This window comes from Pseudomonas sp. FP597 (assembly GCF_030687435.1).
GTDB classification, from domain to species: Bacteria; Pseudomonadota; Gammaproteobacteria; order Pseudomonadales; family Pseudomonadaceae; genus Aquipseudomonas; species Aquipseudomonas lactucae.
Genome location: NZ_CP117432.1, coordinates 1,572,764 through 1,588,761, shown reverse-complemented (window position 1 = coordinate 1,588,761; position 15,998 = coordinate 1,572,764). Strand labels below are relative to the sequence as shown.

The 15,998-nt window shown below is 60.1% G+C and carries 16 protein-coding genes; 13 read left to right on the top strand and 3 right to left on the bottom strand.

Features of this window, described 5'->3' with window-relative positions; all coding sequences use genetic code 11:
- The first annotated feature begins 17 nt into the window (after nt 1–17).
- Nucleotides 18–2,213: a hypothetical protein gene (locus PSH66_RS07290; RefSeq protein WP_003172381.1), complete on the top strand. Its 2,196-nt coding sequence runs from the start codon at nt 18–20 to the stop codon at nt 2,211–2,213.
- 45 nt (nt 2,214–2,258) lie between these two features.
- On the opposite strand, the gene PSH66_RS07285 is transcribed toward PSH66_RS07290, so the two are convergent.
- On the bottom strand, nt 2,259–3,347 hold the full coding sequence (locus PSH66_RS07285) for a hypothetical protein (protein ID WP_003172380.1): 1,089 nt from the start codon (nt 3,345–3,347) through the stop codon (nt 2,259–2,261).
- A gap of 260 nt (nt 3,348–3,607) precedes the next feature.
- Nucleotides 3,608–3,910: a DUF2288 domain-containing protein gene (locus tag PSH66_RS07280; RefSeq protein WP_305428645.1), complete on the bottom strand. Its 303-nt coding sequence runs from the start codon at nt 3,908–3,910 to the stop codon at nt 3,608–3,610.
- Nucleotides 3,911–4,251: 341 nt separating this feature from the next.
- Between PSH66_RS07280 and PSH66_RS07275 the strand changes: the two genes are divergently transcribed.
- The 9 genes from PSH66_RS07275 (at nt 4,252) to PSH66_RS07235 (ending at nt 11,879) form a co-directional block, all read left to right on the top strand.
- On the top strand, nt 4,252–5,379 hold the full coding sequence (locus PSH66_RS07275) for a branched-chain amino acid ABC transporter substrate-binding protein (RefSeq protein ID WP_003172377.1): 1,128 nt from the start codon (nt 4,252–4,254) through the stop codon (nt 5,377–5,379).
- A gap of 229 nt (nt 5,380–5,608) precedes the next feature.
- A complete protein-coding gene (livH, locus tag PSH66_RS07270; RefSeq protein ID WP_003172375.1) occupies nt 5,609–6,532 on the top strand; it encodes a high-affinity branched-chain amino acid ABC transporter permease LivH in 924 nt (307 codons plus the stop codon).
- A complete protein-coding gene (locus tag PSH66_RS07265) occupies nt 6,529–7,782 on the top strand; it encodes a high-affinity branched-chain amino acid ABC transporter permease LivM (protein ID WP_003172374.1) in 1,254 nt (417 codons plus the stop codon). The genes livH and PSH66_RS07265 overlap by 4 nt, the downstream gene beginning before the upstream one ends.
- Nucleotides 7,779–8,546: a high-affinity branched-chain amino acid ABC transporter ATP-binding protein LivG gene (livG, locus tag PSH66_RS07260; RefSeq protein ID WP_012722652.1), complete on the top strand. Its 768-nt coding sequence runs from the start codon at nt 7,779–7,781 to the stop codon at nt 8,544–8,546. Before PSH66_RS07265 ends, livG begins: the two co-directional genes overlap by 4 nt.
- A 1-nt stretch (nt 8,547) precedes the next feature.
- A complete protein-coding gene (locus PSH66_RS07255) occupies nt 8,548–9,249 on the top strand; it encodes an ABC transporter ATP-binding protein (RefSeq protein ID WP_078731918.1) in 702 nt (233 codons plus the stop codon).
- 197 nt (nt 9,250–9,446) lie between these two features.
- On the top strand, nt 9,447–9,743 hold the full coding sequence (locus tag PSH66_RS07250; protein WP_305428644.1) for a DUF2282 domain-containing protein: 297 nt from the start codon (nt 9,447–9,449) through the stop codon (nt 9,741–9,743).
- A 26-nt stretch (nt 9,744–9,769) separates the two neighbouring features.
- Complete coding sequence (locus PSH66_RS07245) at nt 9,770–10,624, top strand: DUF692 domain-containing protein (RefSeq protein ID WP_305428643.1); 855 nt, start codon at nt 9,770–9,772, stop codon at nt 10,622–10,624.
- Nucleotides 10,621–11,397, top strand: a complete 777-nt coding sequence (locus PSH66_RS07240; protein ID WP_141064246.1) for a DUF2063 domain-containing protein — start codon at nt 10,621–10,623, stop codon at nt 11,395–11,397. The genes PSH66_RS07245 and PSH66_RS07240 overlap by 4 nt, the downstream gene beginning before the upstream one ends.
- Nucleotides 11,394–11,879, top strand: coding sequence for a DoxX family protein (locus tag PSH66_RS07235; protein WP_003172368.1), 486 nt, complete (start codon nt 11,394–11,396; stop codon nt 11,877–11,879). The genes PSH66_RS07240 and PSH66_RS07235 overlap by 4 nt, the downstream gene beginning before the upstream one ends.
- Here PSH66_RS07235 and PSH66_RS07230 read toward each other — a convergent pair.
- Nucleotides 11,876–12,784 carry a LysR family transcriptional regulator gene (locus PSH66_RS07230; RefSeq protein WP_305428642.1) on the bottom strand — a complete coding sequence of 303 codons (909 nt, stop codon included), beginning with the start codon at nt 12,782–12,784 and terminating at the stop codon, nt 11,876–11,878. The two genes, PSH66_RS07235 and PSH66_RS07230, sit on opposite strands and share 4 nt — an antisense overlap.
- A 104-nt stretch (nt 12,785–12,888) precedes the next feature.
- Here PSH66_RS07230 and PSH66_RS07225 point away from each other — a divergent pair, with 104 nt between their 5' ends.
- From PSH66_RS07225 to PSH66_RS07215, 3 genes are all read left to right on the top strand, one after another.
- Nucleotides 12,889–13,488, top strand: coding sequence for a short chain dehydrogenase (locus PSH66_RS07225; protein WP_078823545.1), 600 nt, complete (start codon nt 12,889–12,891; stop codon nt 13,486–13,488).
- 97 nt (nt 13,489–13,585) lie between these two features.
- Entirely contained in the window at nt 13,586–14,257 is a 672-nt protein-coding gene (locus tag PSH66_RS07220; protein WP_078823544.1) for a COG3650 family protein, read from the top strand.
- Nucleotides 14,258–14,363: 106 nt separating this feature from the next.
- Nucleotides 14,364–15,977: an NAD(P)/FAD-dependent oxidoreductase gene (locus PSH66_RS07215; RefSeq protein ID WP_305428641.1), complete on the top strand. Its 1,614-nt coding sequence runs from the start codon at nt 14,364–14,366 to the stop codon at nt 15,975–15,977.
- Nucleotides 15,978–15,998: the final 21 nt, after the last annotated feature.

The window sequence follows — 15,998 nt, the reverse complement described above, 5'->3', positions numbered from 1 at the left end:
CAGGCACATGGCGCACAATGACTTCTAAAAACAGCTCTGCCACCGTGGTATCCGACGTGTTGCCCACAGCTCCTGCGGACAAACCCTCAGGTTCAAAGTCATTGAGCACCACCCCCCCGCAGGCCACCCAGCAGTACCTGTACTTCACCGAAACCAATACCGACCGTATCCTCGACAACCTCGATGGCCTGCGCGACATGGTGTTCCCGCGCCCGCCCCACCTTGAAGGCGACAGCGATCCGCGCAGCGAACAGGAATTCCCGTCGGTGTGCCTGATCGGCCTGGGGCGGTGCGGTTCAAACATCGCGCTGGACGTGGCGGAACTGGTGTACAACGCGCGCAAGTTCTACCTGAACGAATTCAGTAACGAAGACAAGCTTCAATTTAAAAAGAGCCATACAGACAAGGGTTACAGCCCTACCCAGTGGATCCGCAACAACCTGCGCCTGGGCAGCGGCAAGACCAGCAAACCGGTGTTCCTGGTCGAACCCCTGGTGATGCTCGGCGACCTGGACAAAGACATCGCCGGGCGTATCCGCTTCTCGCGCAAGGGCGAAAAAAGCGGATTCCTGCGCGACTACAGCAAGATGAAAATCATGGACCTCTCCGAAGTCCATGCCGGCGGCGCCGGTAACGCGCCGATCCTCGGCCAGTACCTGGCCAAGATCATCCTCAACAAAGACACCCAGCGCTTCTCCAGCCCCGACTGGAAGATGATCCACTCGTACCTGATCGACTCCTGCGGCATCAAGGCCAACCAGTCGCGCCTGTACTTTTCGATCTTCAGCGCCGGCGGCGGGACGGGTTCGGGGATGGCCTCGGAATTCGGCCTGGCCCAGCAGCATTCGTACATGAACAAAACGTTCGACACCAAACCCGCCGACGAGCACGACAGCAAGAGCGGCCACGCCTTTGTGTTCGAGCCGATCTTCACCAGCGGCATTTGCGTGTTGCCGAACATCTCCGACCACCGCAGTGAAATGTCCGAAGCGCTGCACATCAACGCCGGGCGACTGTTGTGCAAATACCTGTCGGAGGAATGGGATTTCTCGTACAACTTCGCCAACGAAGACAGCAGCGAAGCCAGCGTGAAAGGCCGCATCCGGCCGTGGAACGCGATGATGCTGATCTCCAACGACATCATGCGCTACGCCGAAGAAAGCGATGACGGCAACATCCAGAACATTGACGTCAATGCCATGGAAAAACACGCCAACCAGTACATCTCCCAACAGATCTTCAACATCCTCACCGCCCAGGCCGTGACTACCGACTACGACCAGAACTACTTCCGTCGCGCCGGCATCGACATCGGCGAAACCATCCGCCTGGATGCCAACGACCTGTTCATGAGCCTGGCAGGTCCCGTAGCGATTGCCTACGCCGAGTCCGTCGTCCCGGAAACCCCGGCGCCTTCGAATGACAAGTTCAAGGTGTTCGAAAAAGAGCCGCAACGCCTGAACATCGATGACCTGTTCTTCCGCTCCATCGACCTGCCGCACTTCAACAAGGTCACCCAGGCCATCGAAGGCATCAGCCTGCTGCCGATCGAGTCCAAACGCTACAAAGCTTCCCTGGAACAGTACAAGAACTCCGGCTACGACGCGGCGGCGCTGCACGACCTGCACTTCTTCAAGAACTGCTCGTCGGTGGTGTCCATCGTCTCGCTGCCCAAGGACTACAAACTGTCCTACATGGACCTGAACCGGCTCAAGACCCACCTCAACAGCCTGTTCCCCAACACCACGCTCAAGCGCTACGCGCTGGTGATCGGCGCTTCGGCCAACTTGTCGCTGACAACCTTGATCGCCAAGAGCCCATGCCTGTCGGATGACTTCCTCACCTTGATCGTCGCGTTCATCAAACGCTGCTTTGCGCGCAACCCGTATCGATTCGATGACACGCTGGACAATTCGATGCTGGACTTCATCATCCACGAGGATTTCGACGAAGACCGTATCGACGAACTGCTCAACGAATTCGAGAACCCCGCCAAGATCCTCGACACCAACTGGTACGCGATCAAACCGATGTATGAGAAGAAGTACCGCGAGCTGATCAATGACAAAGACAAGTTTGTGTCGATCAATGACATTCGCCTGTCACGCGATTGCGTGAAGAAGGCGATCAAGTACCTGCGCGAGATCTACCGTCATCGCATCGGCAAGACCAAGGTCATTTCGTTGAATAACCATACCGGCAAGACCGCCTAGGCGATCGCGACGGCGCTGCACGGCGCCGTCGCCGCTTGAGTGTCACTACGCCCGGCGCTGGCGCAGGAAGGCAACGATGGTTTTTTCGTCAGCGCGTTTTGCGGGCCGCGGCAAATGCTTCGGCCAACCGGCGTCGGTTACGCCGAAAAACGTCCTCTGCCGCGCTTCATCCCAGCCGCTAATTTCCTTAGAGGCCGATTCCCACCAACCATGCCGACAGACCGCGTAATAGGGATTTTCAGGCGCAGAGCTGCCGTAGAGCAGGTCGCGACCGACCTTTTTCAAGTGCTTGCCCTGATTGCGCAACTTCCATTTGATCAGCAACCGCTGCCAAGGGGATGGCACCGGCTTGACTCGCGGCACCTCCAGACAGCGTGCGACCAGTTCAGGACTGAACGCTTCGCCATACAGCGTGAAAAAATGCGCCTGCATGGCGTGGAAGAAACGCTTGTCGGCATAGTAGTGATGCACCAGCTTCCTCGCCTCGCGCACCTTGTGGCCGCGCATCGCGAAGGAAATCGCAACCTGTTCGATGGTATGGATATCGAACGAGCCCAGGGTCCACTCGTCGATCAGCCGGATCGAGGCGTCGAGCAGCGGCCCATCACTGGCGCGCACGCCACACAAGCCACTGTTGTAGAGCTTGAAGCTGTTGTCGGCCGAAATACCGTGCGCGTGCAGGTGCTGGCCCAGCTTGAGGTAGTCCGGGCGCTTGCAGACGTAGCTCCAGTCGTATTCGAACTCATCCATCACGTACTGGCCAGGCTCGATCAGGTCGAGCACGCGATGGGGAGAATTGAGGAACAGCGTGTCGGTGTCGACGAACAGGGTCTTGTCGGCAAACGTCAAGCCGTGGGCAATCGCGCAGGCCTTGCGGCGGTGCAGGTAGCCGTTGTCGCCCTGCCACTGAGACAGGGTCTGTGTGTCCAACTCAAGCGTCTCGACAGGCCAACCGGCATAGTCCTGCGGGCGATCGGTCATGACGCGGATACACAGCGACTCACCCTGCTTGAGTTGCGAGAGGGCGGTGAGGATGCTGAATTTGGCTTCGCGCCGGTAGACGTCCTGGCTACCGTAGACAAGGTAAAGCAACTGATGCGAAGTGTTCGCTAAAGAGGGCGGCGCTGACTGCATGACGAGCTCCAGGTAAACAGGCGGCGAACTTTACCGGAATTCACTATTTCCTACGGCCATATCCGACAGACACATGTGTTTATAAATACGCAGAAACAATTCTTCCACCGATTCGGCCACGGGAGAACTGTTCCCATGACGCGCACGTCACCCAGGTCTGTGACCTTTCTCCACGGCAAGGTGCCATCACGGAGTCGGCGGTTACTGCGCTACACACTTCTGCGGGCAAAAAATACGCACCTTTTTTGTGCACGACTTTCTCAGGCTGCCCTTTCCTGGATCAAAATCCAGGGCGAAACCACCACCGCCCACAAGCCCGGGTCACGCTTGACCAGGTCCAATGCCCGCGTCGCAGACACTTCGCCCATGCTGTTCGCGGCCAGCCAGGCAGCGACTTTCTCGCGATTGTCCTGCGCCATCGCCTCCGCCGCCTCGATCAAATTCAGACCGGCATCGACCCACAATAGGGCACCCTTGGCAAAGAACGGTTCAAGCTCCTTCCAGGAAATTTCGGCGGTTTCACCGAGCAGCTTGGCATAGAGGGTGCTAGGTTCTTGCGTCATGGGAATTCACCTTGGGAAAAAATCGGCGCAATCATAACGTCGCGACCAAGGTAGAAAAACCCAGTTGCAAATGAGTCATCGAGAGAAAGTGTCAGGAAAGCCAAGGATTGCCCGAGTATCTGGCACCACCCCGCCGCAATTCTGTCTCTTTCTTTCATTTATGCGACACACCCGGGTTTTGCCCCCAGCAGCCAGCTTTTCAAGCGATCAACCGGCGCTCTACACTGTACCGGTACAGTTGCCAGGGCGGTGCCGGGGGGATATCCGAGATATCTGATCCGGTTCAGCAGCTCACGAGGCCGCTAGAACTATAAAAAATACAACAGTAAGAGTGGAGCACTATGAATAAGGCTACTAAGCAGATTTCCAAACTGTTTGCCGCTATGGTCCTGGCTGGGGTTGCCGGCCATTCGTTCGCCGCTGACACCATCAAGATCGGCATCGCCGGTCCGAAGACCGGTCCGGTAACGCAATACGGCGACATGCAATTCATGGGTGCCAAGCAGGCCATCGCCGACATCAACGCCAAGGGCGGCGTCGACGGTAAAATGCTTGAAGCCAAGGAATACGACGACGCTTGCGATCCTAAACAAGCCGTGGCGGTCGCCAACAAAGTGGTCAACGACGGCGTCAAGTTCGTGGTCGGTCACCTCTGCTCCAGCTCCACTCAGCCAGCGTCCGACATTTATGAAGACGAAGGCGTGATCATGATCACCCCGGCTGCCACCAGCCCGGAAATCACCGCCCGTGGCTACAAGCTGATCTTCCGCACCATCGGCCTGGACAGCGCCCAGGGCCCAGCGGCCGGCAACTACATCGCCGACCATGTGAAGCCTAAAATCGTTGCCGTGCTGCACGACAAACAGCAATACGGTGAAGGTATCGCCACCGCCGTCAAACAGACCCTCGAGAAGAAAGGCGTGAAAGTTGCCGTTTTCGAAGGCCTGAACGCTGGTGACAAAGACTTCTCCTCGGTCATCCAGAAGCTCAAGCAAGCCAACGTCGACTTCGTCTACTACGGCGGCTACCACCCAGAGCTGGGCCTGATCCTGCGCCAGTCCAAGGAAAAAGGCCTGAACGCCAAGTTCATGGGCCCAGAGGGCGTCGGCAACGACTCCATCTCGCAAATCGCCCAGGGCGCTTCCGAAGGCCTGCTGGTCACCCTGCCGAAATCCTTCGACACCGACCCGGCCAACAAAGCCATCGTTGAAGAGTTCACCAAGAACAAGCAGGACCCGACCGGTCCATTCGTGTTCCCGGCCTACTCGGCTGTTGAAGTCATCGCCGGCGGTATTACTGCCGCCAAGAGCGAAGACACCGCCAAAGTGGCCGAAGCCATCCACGCGGGCACCTTCAAGACCCCTACCGGCGAGCTGAGCTTCGACGCCAAGGGCGACCTGAAGGACTTCAAGTTCGTGGTCTACGAATGGCACTTCGGCAAACCTAAAACCGAAGTTTCCCCTCAGTAAGCCAGGCGTTACTGGTCCTACAAGCCCACTGTGAAAGCAGTGGGCTTTGTTTTACGAGGTTTATGGGCCTGTCACCCGCGATCCGGGCGCTGGCTCACCTGAAAATCTTAAAACCGTCACCAGCGGTTCGCTGGCAAACGCTTTGTGCAAATGTGCTCACAGAACACAGCCCAGGGCCGGAACATGACTCCACCAGTGAAATGCGTATCGGGTTTTTAGGAGCGCTGTAATGCCTGAGATCTATCATTTTTTCCAACAGCTGGTTAATGGCCTGACCATTGGCAGCACCTATGCCTTGATAGCCATTGGCTACACAATGGTTTACGGCATCATTGGAATGATCAACTTCGCCCATGGCGAGGTGTACATGATTGGTTCCTACGTGGCCTTCATCGCCCTTGCCGGGCTGGCCATGATGGGTATCCATTCCCTGCCGCTGTTGATGACCGCCGCGTTCCTTGCGTCGATCGTCGTGACCAGTGCCTATGGCTACAGTATCGAGCGCGTTGCCTACCGTCCCTTGCGTGGCAGCAACCGTTTGATCCCGTTGATTTCCGCCATCGGCATGTCGATTTTCCTGCAGAACACTGTATTGCTGTCCCAGGACTCCAAGGATAAATCCATTCCCAACCTGATCCCGGGGAGCTTCTCCTTCGGCCCGGGCGGCGCGGAAGAAGTGCTGATTTCCTACATGCAGATCCTGGTCTTCGTCGTCACCCTGGTGGCCATGCTGGGCCTGACCCTGTTCATCTCCCGCTCCCGTCTGGGACGTGCCTGCCGGGCCTGCGCCGAAGACATCAAGATGGCCAACCTGCTGGGCATCAACACCAACAACATCATCGCCCTGACCTTCGTGATCGGCGCCGCGCTGGCGGCGGTCGCTGCCGTGTTGCTGAGCATGCAGTACGGCGTGATCAACCCCAACGCCGGTTTCCTGGTAGGCCTCAAGGCCTTTACCGCGGCGGTATTGGGCGGCATCGGCAGTATTCCGGGCGCGATGCTCGGCGGGCTGGTGCTGGGTGTGGCCGAAGCGTTCGGTGCCGATATCTTCGGCGACCAGTACAAAGACGTCGTGGCGTTCGGCCTGTTGGTTCTGGTGCTGTTGTTCCGTCCGACCGGCATCCTGGGCCGTCCGGAGGTTGAGAAAGTATGAGCAGATATCTTAAATCGGCGTTTTTCAGCGCCTTGCTGGTATGGGCCGTGGCCTTTCCGGTACTCGGCCTCAAGCTGAGCATTGTCGGCATCAACCTTGAAGTGCATGGCACAGGTCCCGTGACCTTGACCATCATTGCCCTGTGCTCGGTGCTGATGTTCCTGCGTGTGCTGTTCACCCAGCAGGTCGGTGCCTTGTTCAAAGGCAACCGCGCTCCGTTGGTGTCGCCCAAGGTCAGCCAATTCCTGACCCTGCCGCGTACCCAGCGCTACATCATCATCGGCCTGATCGTGGCCGCGCTGATCTGGCCGTTCTTCGGCTCGCGCGGCGCCGTCGACATCGCCACCCTGATCCTCATCTACGTGTTGCTGGGCCTGGGCCTGAACATCGTGGTGGGACTGGCCGGCCTGCTTGACCTGGGTTATGTGGGCTTCTATGCCGTGGGTGCCTACACCTACGCGCTGCTCTCGCACTACCTGGGCTGGAGCTTCTGGATCTGCCTGCCGCTGGCGGGTATGGCGGCGGCCACGTTCGGCTTCCTGCTGGGCTTCCCGGTGTTGCGCCTGCGCGGTGACTACCTGGCGATCGTGACCCTGGGCTTCGGGGAAATCATCCGCCTGTTCCTGCGTAACCTCACCGACATCACCGGCGGCCCCAACGGCATCAGCAGCATCCCCAAGCCGACATTCTTCGGGCTGTCGTTCGACCGTAGCGCCGCCGAGGGCATGCAGACCTTCCACGAGTACTTCGGGATCGCCTACAACCCGGTGAGCAAGGTGGTGTTCCTCTATCTGGTGGCACTGTTGCTGGCATTGGCCGCGCTGTTCGTGATCAACCGCCTGCTGCGCATGCCGATCGGCCGCGCGTGGGAAGCGCTGCGCGAAGATGAGATCGCCTGCCGCGCGCTGGGGCTGAACCCGACCATCATCAAGCTTTCCGCGTTCACCCTGGGTGCTGCGTTCGCCGGTTTCGCCGGTAGCTTCTTCGCCGCTCGCCAAGGCCTGGTAACACCTGAGTCGTTCACCTTTATCGAGTCGGCGATCATCCTCGCCATCGTGGTACTGGGTGGCATGGGCTCGCAACTGGGCGTGATCCTGGCGGCGATCGTGATGATCCTGCTGCCGGAAATGATGCGTGAGTTCAGCGAATACCGCATGTTGATGTTCGGCGCCATGATGGTGCTGATGATGATCTGGCGTCCTCAAGGCCTGCTGCCCATGCAACGTCCACACATGGAGCTGCGCAAATGAGCCGCGAGATCCTGAAAGTCGAAAATCTGAGCATGCGCTTCGGCGGCCTGCTGGCGGTCAACGGCGTGGCCCTGACCGTGAAAGAGAAACAAGTGGTAGCGCTGATCGGCCCCAACGGCGCCGGCAAGACCACAGTGTTCAACTGCCTCACCGGCTTCTACAAGCCAAGTGGCGGCAGCATCCTGCTGGACGGCCAGCCGATCCAGGGCCTGGCCGGCCACGAGATCGCCCGCAAGGGCGTGGTGCGCACCTTCCAGAACGTGCGGTTGTTCAAGGACATGACGGCGGTCGAAAACCTGCTGATCGCTCAGCACCGTCACCTGAACACCAACTTCTTTGCCGGTCTGTTCAAGACCCCGGCGTTCCGCAAAAGCGAACGCGAGGCGATGGAATACGCCGAGTACTGGCTGGACAAGGTCAACCTCACCGAGTTTGCCAACCGCCCTGCCGGCACCCTGGCCTATGGTCAGCAACGCCGTCTGGAAATCGCGCGCTGCATGATGACCCGTCCGCGGATCCTGATGCTCGACGAACCGGCGGCCGGCCTGAACCCCAAGGAAACCGAAGACCTCAAGGCGCTGATCGGCGTGCTGCGTGAGGAAAACAACGCCACGGTGCTGTTGATCGAACACGACATGAAGCTGGTCATGAGCATTTCCGACCATATCGTGGTGATCAACCAGGGCACGCCACTGGCCGACGGCACGCCGGAGCAGATCCGCGACAATCCTGAAGTGATCAAAGCCTATCTGGGGGAAGCGTAAAATGCTGCAATTCGAAAACGTTTCCACTTTCTACGGCAAGATCCAGGCCCTGCACAGCGTCAATGTGGAAGTGCGCCAGGGTGAGATCGTGACCCTGATCGGTGCCAACGGCGCCGGCAAGTCCACCCTGCTGATGACCCTGTGCGGATCACCCCAGGCCCACAGCGGCAGCATCCGCTACATGGGTGAAGAGCTGGTGGGCCAGGAATCGTCGCACATCATGCGCAAGAGCATCGCGGTGGTGCCGGAAGGCCGTCGTGTGTTCTCGCGCCTGACCGTCGAAGAGAACCTGGCCATGGGCGGGTTCTTCACCGACAAGGGCGACTATCAGGAGCAGATGGACAAGGTGCTGCACCTGTTCCCCCGGCTCAAGGAACGCTTCAGCCAACGCGGCGGCACCATGTCCGGCGGCGAGCAGCAAATGCTGGCCATCGGCCGGGCGCTGATGAGCAAGCCCAAGCTGTTGCTCCTGGACGAACCGTCCCTGGGCCTGGCGCCGATCATCATCCAGCAGATCTTCGACATCATCGAACAGCTGCGCAAGGACGGTGTAACGGTGTTCCTGGTGGAGCAGAACGCCAACCAGGCGCTGAAAATCGCCGACCGCGCCTATGTACTGGAAAACGGCCGGGTGGTGATGCAGGGCACGGGGGAGCAGCTGCTGACCGATCCGAAGGTACGGGAGGCGTACCTGGGCGGCTAAGAGACGGTTGCTGAATAAACCGGATCTAAATGTGGGAGGGGCGGTGCGACAATTCGACTTGCCCCCTCCCACATTTGTTTCGCGTGATCCCTGAATAATTATTTTTCGATCCGCATGTAACGAACTCAACCCTCCCCTCTCTAGTGGTGCATGCAGGCAATCAAGCCTACTTATTCAACCGCTACTGGAGACACACCATGACCACCAAACTGTCCGCCGCCACACTCGTCCTGGCCCTGGGTTCCGCCCTGAGTCTGTCCGCCTTGACCAGCACCGCCCACGCGGATGATGACATGCAAAAGTGCTTCGGCGTCGCTGAAGCCGGCAAGAACGATTGCGCCGCGGGCGCCGGCACGTCCTGCGCCGGCACCTCGAAAACCAAGGACCAGGCCAATGCCTGGAAACTGGTCCCCGCCGGCACCTGTGCCAAAACTCCAAGCTCCACCTCGCCGACCGGTTTCGGCCACGAAGCGGCCTTCACCGCCAAGTCCTGAAACCCTGCGCGCCTCGAGTCTCGATCATGAACCTTTCATCCCGGCAAGCCGCTCTGCCGCGTCGGGCCGGGCTTGGGTTGAAGAACGAGCACTTCGCTGAAGTGCTCGACTCCTCACCCGACATCGGTTTCTTTGAAGTACACGCCGAAAACTACATGGTGGCCGGCGGCCCGTTTCACCACTACCTGGGGTTGATCCGCGAGCAATACCCACTGTCATTGCACGGCGTGGGTTTGTCTATCGGCGGCGAAGGCCCGCTGAACCGTGAGCACCTGGCACGGTTGGCCACGCTGATCGAACGCTACCAACCCCAATCCTTTTCCGAACACCTGGCCTGGTCCAGCCACGGCCCGGTGTTTCTCAATGACCTGCTGCCCCTGGCCTACGACACCGCCACCCTCAATCGGGTATGCGAGCATATCGAACAGGTGCAGAGCACGCTCCGGCGGCAGATGCTGCTGGAGAACCCATCGACCTACCTGCAGTTCCAGTGCTCGACCCTGGACGAGACCGACTTCATCAGCGAGACCATCCGCCGCACCGGCTGTGGCTTGCTGCTGGACCTGAACAACGTCTACGTGTCGTGCATCAACCACCAACGCGATCCACTGGCCTACATCGATGCGCTGCCATTGCACGCGGTGGGTGAGATTCATCTGGCGGGTTTTGCCGAAGACGCGGACAGCCTGGGTGATCGCCTGTTGATCGATGACCACGGCGCGCCCATTGATAACGCGGTGTGGCAGTTGTACGAACAGGTATTGGCACGCATCGGGGCGGTTCCGACGTTGATCGAACGGGACAACCAGGTACCGGCCTTCAGCGTCCTGATGGCCGAAGCCCGCACAGCCGAAGGGCATCTGTCGCGAGCACGCTCATGAGCCTTCAAGCCACGTTTGCCAATGCCTTGCTGATGCCCGACCAGCCTTGCCCCGACGGCCTGTTCAGCCGCAACGGTGCCGACCCGCAAAGCCGCTTTGCGGTGTACCGCAACAATGTCCACAGTTCGTTGATCAGTGCCTTGGCCGCCGCTTACCCGGTGACCTTGCAACTGGTGGGCGACGCATTTTTTCGCGCCATGGCCGGTGTTTACGTACAAGCGTGCCCACCCTGCAGCCCGGTGATCAGCGAGTACGGCAGCACATTCGCCGACTTCATCCAGGGTTTCGAACCCGCGAACAGCGTGCCCTACCTGGCGGACATCGCACGGCTGGAGCGGCTGCGGGTACGCGCTTTTCACGCGGCGGACATCCCGTCTCCCAATCAACTCAGCGTGCTCCAGCGACTGCAGGGCTCAACAGACCTCGGGCAATGGCGCCTGCAACTGCACCCCTGCGTCGCCACACTCAATTCGCCCTACGCCGTGGTCGCGGTGTGGGCAGCGCATCAGACCGAGGACGCTGTCGAGACGTTGAATCCCTGGTACGCCCAAAGCGCATTGGTGTTGCGCCAGGGCCTGGAGGTCAAGGTCGTTGCCATCGACAACGCTTCGGTGGCGTTTATCGACAGCCTGAACCGAGGCATGCAACTGGAAGACGCCGTGGCACAGGCCCACGAAGCGTCGGCCGACTTCGACCCGACACCGTGCCTGTCGCTGCTGATCCGCCACGACGCAATCACTCATCTGCTCCCGGAACAAGAGGTTTCACCATGAACATCAGCCCTCCCTGCCTGATCAAACGCGTCATCGCGCTTTTCGACGCAATCCCCTACAGCCTGATAGCCTTTCTGGGGCGCTTCTCCATTGCCGCAGTGTTCTGGAAGTCGGGGCAAACCAAGGTCGAAGGCTTTGCCATTGACCTGATCAGCGGCACCTTCCAACTCGGTACGCCCAAGCTGGCCGCCTCGACCTTGCCGCTGTTTCGCAGCGAATACCACGTGCCGTTGTTGTCGCCGGAAGTGGCCGCGCACATGGCGGCATTCGCCGAACATTTCTTCCCGGTACTGATCCTGCTGGGGCTCGCCACGCGGTTCTCGGCCCTGGCCTTGATCGGTATGACCCTGGTGATCCAACTGTTCGTCTACCCCGACGCTTATCCGACCCATGGCACCTGGATTGCGCTGCTGTTGCTGCTGGTCGCCCGGGGCCCTGGGCGCCTGTCCATCGATCACCTGATCGCCCGGCGCTACCGTTAAAGTCGGTCCAGCGCCGCGCCGCTGCGCTTGAACCACTCCACCAGGTAATCCGCCAATACCTGGGTGCGCCGCGGCAAGCCGCCCTGATAGGGATGGACCAGGTACATCGGCAGGCTACGCGTCTGATAATCGCGAAGGAGGCAACGCAAGCGCCCGTCAGCCAATTCAGCCGGTAGCAGGTAGGACGGCAGGCGGGCGATACCCGCCCCCACCAGTGCGGCCTTTTTCAGCAGGTTGTAGTGGTTGGAGGCAAAGGTGCCGCTGACCTTGACGCGCAGCAACTCGTGCCGCTGGTGGTACAGCCACTCTTCGCGGCCGCTGTAGTGGCTGTTGAGCAGGCAACGGTGCGCGGCCAGGTCGGCGGGGGTCTGGGGTTCGCCATGTTGTTCCAGGTAGGCCGGGCTCGCGCAGGTCATCTCATGCCAGGCCAGCAGTGGCTTGGCCACCAGGCGTTCGTTGTCGAGGGCGCCTGCGCGTACGCCCAGGTCGAACCCGTCCCGCGCCAAGTCCCGATAGCTGTTGTTGAGCTCCAGTTCAATCTGCACCTGTGGGTACTGCTTGGAAAATTCCAGCAACAAGCCATCGAAGAATGTTTCTCCGAGCGAAACCGGCACCGTCATCCGCACCGGCCCCGTCAGATCATCCTTGAGCCGCGCCAACGCCTGACGCGCTCGATCCACCTGCGCCACCAGCGCCTGGGCCTGGGGCAACAGCGCCGCGCCCGCCGCGGTGAGGCTCAGCCTGCGGGTGGTACGGTGCAACAAGACCACGCAAAACTGCGCCTCCAACTGGCTGATCCGCTTGGACAATTGGCCCTTGCTGCAGCCCAGTTGCTCGGCCGCCACGGTAAAGCTGCCCGCTTCGATCAGTACCGCAAACGCGGCCAGGTCATCCATCTCGCTCATGGATTGTTTCCAATTGAAAACCAAAGGTTGCCTATTAGCACGTTTATCCAGTTAAAAAGCCACTCTAGACTGAACCTTCACTTACCCCTTGGAGAAACAGCACCATGAAAATCCTATTGATTGGCGCCAGCGGCACCATCGGCTCGGCAGTCAAGGCAGAACTGGCCCAGCGTCACGAGGTGATCAGCATCGGCCGCAGCAGCGGCGACTTCCAGGTGGATATCAGCGACAGCGCCTCGATCCGCAAACTGTTCGAACAGACCGGCACGTTCGATGCCCTGGTTTGCGCGGCCGGCAGCGTGAACTTCGTCGCGTTGGGCGAGATGAGCGACAGCGACTTCGAACTCGGCCTGCGTGACAAGCTGATGGGCCAGGTCAACCTGCTGCTGATTGGCCGCGAATACGCCAACGACGGCGCCTCGTTCACCTTCACCAGCGGTATTCTCAACCGCGACCCGATTCGCACCGGCGCGTCGGCTGCCTTGGTCAATGGCGCCATCGACGCCTTCGTGAAAGCGGCAGCGATCGAATTGCCACGCGGCCTGCGCGTCAATTCCGTAAGCCCGACGGTGCTGGTGGAAGCCATGGGAAGCTACGCGCCCTATTTCCGTGGGTACAAACCGGTCAGCGGTGCCGATGTGGCATTGGCCTACGCAAAAAGTGTGGAAGGCCTGCAAACCGGCCAAACCTTTACCGTCGGTTGAGCCTACCCGTGCGTAAGAATCGCCTGAAGCGGGCAAGCGGGCTTGTGATGCAACGCCAGCCTGCGTAACGTGGCGGCACTTGTCAGGAGACCCAATAATGCGTGCCGCCCGTACCCTTGCTTTGTGTGCCTTGCTCCCCCTGTTCGCTGCCTGCCAGATGTTCGAAAGCGAGCCGGCCAAGCCCTCGACTGCCGGCCTGACCCGCATGCAGGGCGAACTGACGGCGGTCGGTGACAAGCTGCTGTTCCAACCCTGCGGCGATAAACGCAATTACTTGATCAAGGACACCGGCGCAACCGGCATCCTCCAGGAGGCAGCCTCCCTCGCTGGTCAGCAAGGCGCATTGTTCGCCGACCTGCGCGGCCAGTTCTCCGGAGTGGCCAGCGGTACTCAGGGCGAAGTGGAGCTGCAGCAGTTGTACCGTGTCGAACGCTCGACCTCGGCCTGCAACGACCCTGATTTCAAGCGCATGATCCTGCGCGCCAATGGCCACAAGCCGACCTGGGTGATGAACGTGACCGCCAAGGGCATGGTGCTGGAACGCGAAGGCCAGCCACCACTCGCCGTGCCTTACGTTGAAGAGCAGATCGGCGACGGGCGCTTCAACCTGATGACTGAAGCCAACAACCAGCACGTTGAACTGTGGGTGGCCCCGCAACGTTGCGTCGACAGCGCAAGCGGCCGCCTGCAACACATGACCGCCGAGTTGCGGATCAACGGTCAAGTGCAGCGTGGCTGCGCATCTTTCGGTGGTTCGCGGGACGATTGATTGCCCACAGTGCTGTTTTAGCATGACGGGAAACCACGGTTGGGGCTTATAATCGCCGGTTTGCAAAACCGCCGGCCTTACCGAACGCCGCACACCGGATCCTGTCATGTTACGAATCACCGAACTCAAGCTGCCCATCGACCATCCCGAAGAAGACCTGCGGCCCGCCATCGTGCAGCGCCTGGGCATCGCCAGTGATGACCTGCTCGATTTCACCCTGTTCAAACGCAGCTACGATGCGCGCAAGAAGTCGTCGGAGCTGTGCTTCATCTACACCATCGACCTGAATGTGAAGGGTGAAGCCGCCCTGCTGCTCAAGTTTGCCGACGACCGCAACGTCAACCCGGCACCGGACATCAGCTACAAGGTGGTGGGCCAGGCGCCGCAAGGTCTGGTCGAACGGCCGATCGTGGTGGGTTTTGGTCCCTGCGGTATATTCGCCGGCCTGCTGCTGGCGCAGATGGGCTTCAAGCCGATCATTCTCGAGCGCGGCAAGGAAGTGCGCCAGCGCACCAAGGACACCTGGGGCCTGTGGCGCAAAAACGTGCTCAACCCCGAGTCCAACGTGCAGTTCGGTGAGGGCGGCGCCGGGACGTTCTCCGACGGCAAGCTCTACAGCCAGATCAAGGACCCGAAATTCCACGGTCGCAAAGTGCTGCATGAATTCGTCAAAGCCGGCGCACCGGAAGAAATCCTTTACGTCAGCAAGCCGCACATCGGTACGTTCCGCCTGACCGGCGTGGTCGAAAACATGCGCCAGCAGATCATCGCCCTGGGCGGTGAAGTGCGCTTCGAGCAGCGAGTCACCGATGTGCTGATCGAAGACGGCCAATTGAACGGGGTGGTGTTGAATAGCGGCGAACAACTGCTGTCCAGGCACGTGATCCTCGCCTTGGGCCACAGCGCCCGTGACACCTTCCGCATGCTCCACAGCCGAGGCGTGTACATGGAGGCCAAGCCGTTCTCGGTGGGTTTTCGCATCGAACACCCGCAATCGCTGATCGACGCCGCGCGCCTGGGCAAATATGCCGGGCACCCGAAGCTGGGCGCCGCCGACTACAAACTGGTGCACCACGCCAGGAACGGCCGTTCGGTCTACAGTTTCTGCATGTGCCCGGGCGGCACCGTGGTCGCAGCCACTTCGGAGCCGAACCGCGTCGTCACCAACGGCATGAGCCAGTACTCGCGTAACGAGCGCAATGCCAACTCCGGCATCGTGGTCGGCATCACGCCGGAAGTGGATTACCCAGGCGGCCCGCTGGCGGGTATCGAACTGCAGGAACGCCTGGAGTCCCACGCCTACATCCTCGGCGGCAGCAACTACGAGGCTCCGGCACAGTTGGTTGGAGACTTCATTGCAGGCAAGCCCTCCACGGCGATTGGCAGCGTGGAACCGTCCTACAAACCAGGCGTGTCGTTGGGCGACCTGGCCCTGGCCCTGCCGGACTTTGCCATCGAGGCGATCCGTGAAGCGCTGCCGGCCTTTGAAAAACAGATCAAGGGTTACTCGCTGCACGATGCCGTATTGACGGGTATCGAAACGCGCACCTCGTCGCCGCTGCGGATTACCCGTAACGAATCGATGCAAAGCCTGAACGTGAAAGGCCTGTTCCCGGCCGGTGAAGGTGCCGGTTATGCCGGCGGGATTCTGTCGGCGGGCGTTGACGGCATCCGGATTGCCGAGGCGTTGGCGCGGGATATGTTGGGTATCGAGGACTGAGAACACCGCAAATCAAATGTG

What these genes read in the sequence shown, in the direction of transcription:
- PSH66_RS07290 (WP_003172381.1), top strand. Translation starts at nt 18, where the DNA reads ATGACTTCTAAAAACAGCTCTGCCACCGTGGTATCCGACGTGTTGCCC.
- PSH66_RS07220 (WP_078823544.1), top strand. Translation starts at nt 13,586, where the DNA reads ATGCGTGCCGCCCGTACCCTTGCTTTGTGTGCCTTGCTCCCCCTGTTC.
- PSH66_RS07265 (WP_003172374.1), top strand. Translation starts at nt 6,529, where the DNA reads ATGAGCAGATATCTTAAATCGGCGTTTTTCAGCGCCTTGCTGGTATGG.
- PSH66_RS07250 (WP_305428644.1), top strand. Translation starts at nt 9,447, where the DNA reads ATGACCACCAAACTGTCCGCCGCCACACTCGTCCTGGCCCTGGGTTCC.
- PSH66_RS07240 (WP_141064246.1), top strand. Translation starts at nt 10,621, where the DNA reads ATGAGCCTTCAAGCCACGTTTGCCAATGCCTTGCTGATGCCCGACCAG.
- PSH66_RS07255 (WP_078731918.1), top strand. Translation starts at nt 8,548, where the DNA reads ATGCTGCAATTCGAAAACGTTTCCACTTTCTACGGCAAGATCCAGGCC.
- PSH66_RS07230 (WP_305428642.1), bottom strand. Translation starts at nt 12,784, where the DNA reads ATGAGCGAGATGGATGACCTGGCCGCGTTTGCGGTACTGATCGAAGCG.
- livH (WP_003172375.1), top strand. Translation starts at nt 5,609, where the DNA reads ATGCCTGAGATCTATCATTTTTTCCAACAGCTGGTTAATGGCCTGACC.
- PSH66_RS07245 (WP_305428643.1), top strand. Translation starts at nt 9,770, where the DNA reads ATGAACCTTTCATCCCGGCAAGCCGCTCTGCCGCGTCGGGCCGGGCTT.
- PSH66_RS07285 (WP_003172380.1), bottom strand. Translation starts at nt 3,347, where the DNA reads ATGCAGTCAGCGCCGCCCTCTTTAGCGAACACTTCGCATCAGTTGCTT.
- PSH66_RS07225 (WP_078823545.1), top strand. Translation starts at nt 12,889, where the DNA reads ATGAAAATCCTATTGATTGGCGCCAGCGGCACCATCGGCTCGGCAGTC.
- livG (WP_012722652.1), top strand. Translation starts at nt 7,779, where the DNA reads ATGAGCCGCGAGATCCTGAAAGTCGAAAATCTGAGCATGCGCTTCGGC.
- PSH66_RS07280 (WP_305428645.1), bottom strand. Translation starts at nt 3,910, where the DNA reads ATGACGCAAGAACCTAGCACCCTCTATGCCAAGCTGCTCGGTGAAACC.
- PSH66_RS07275 (WP_003172377.1), top strand. Translation starts at nt 4,252, where the DNA reads ATGAATAAGGCTACTAAGCAGATTTCCAAACTGTTTGCCGCTATGGTC.
- PSH66_RS07235 (WP_003172368.1), top strand. Translation starts at nt 11,394, where the DNA reads ATGAACATCAGCCCTCCCTGCCTGATCAAACGCGTCATCGCGCTTTTC.
- PSH66_RS07215 (WP_305428641.1), top strand. Translation starts at nt 14,364, where the DNA reads ATGTTACGAATCACCGAACTCAAGCTGCCCATCGACCATCCCGAAGAA.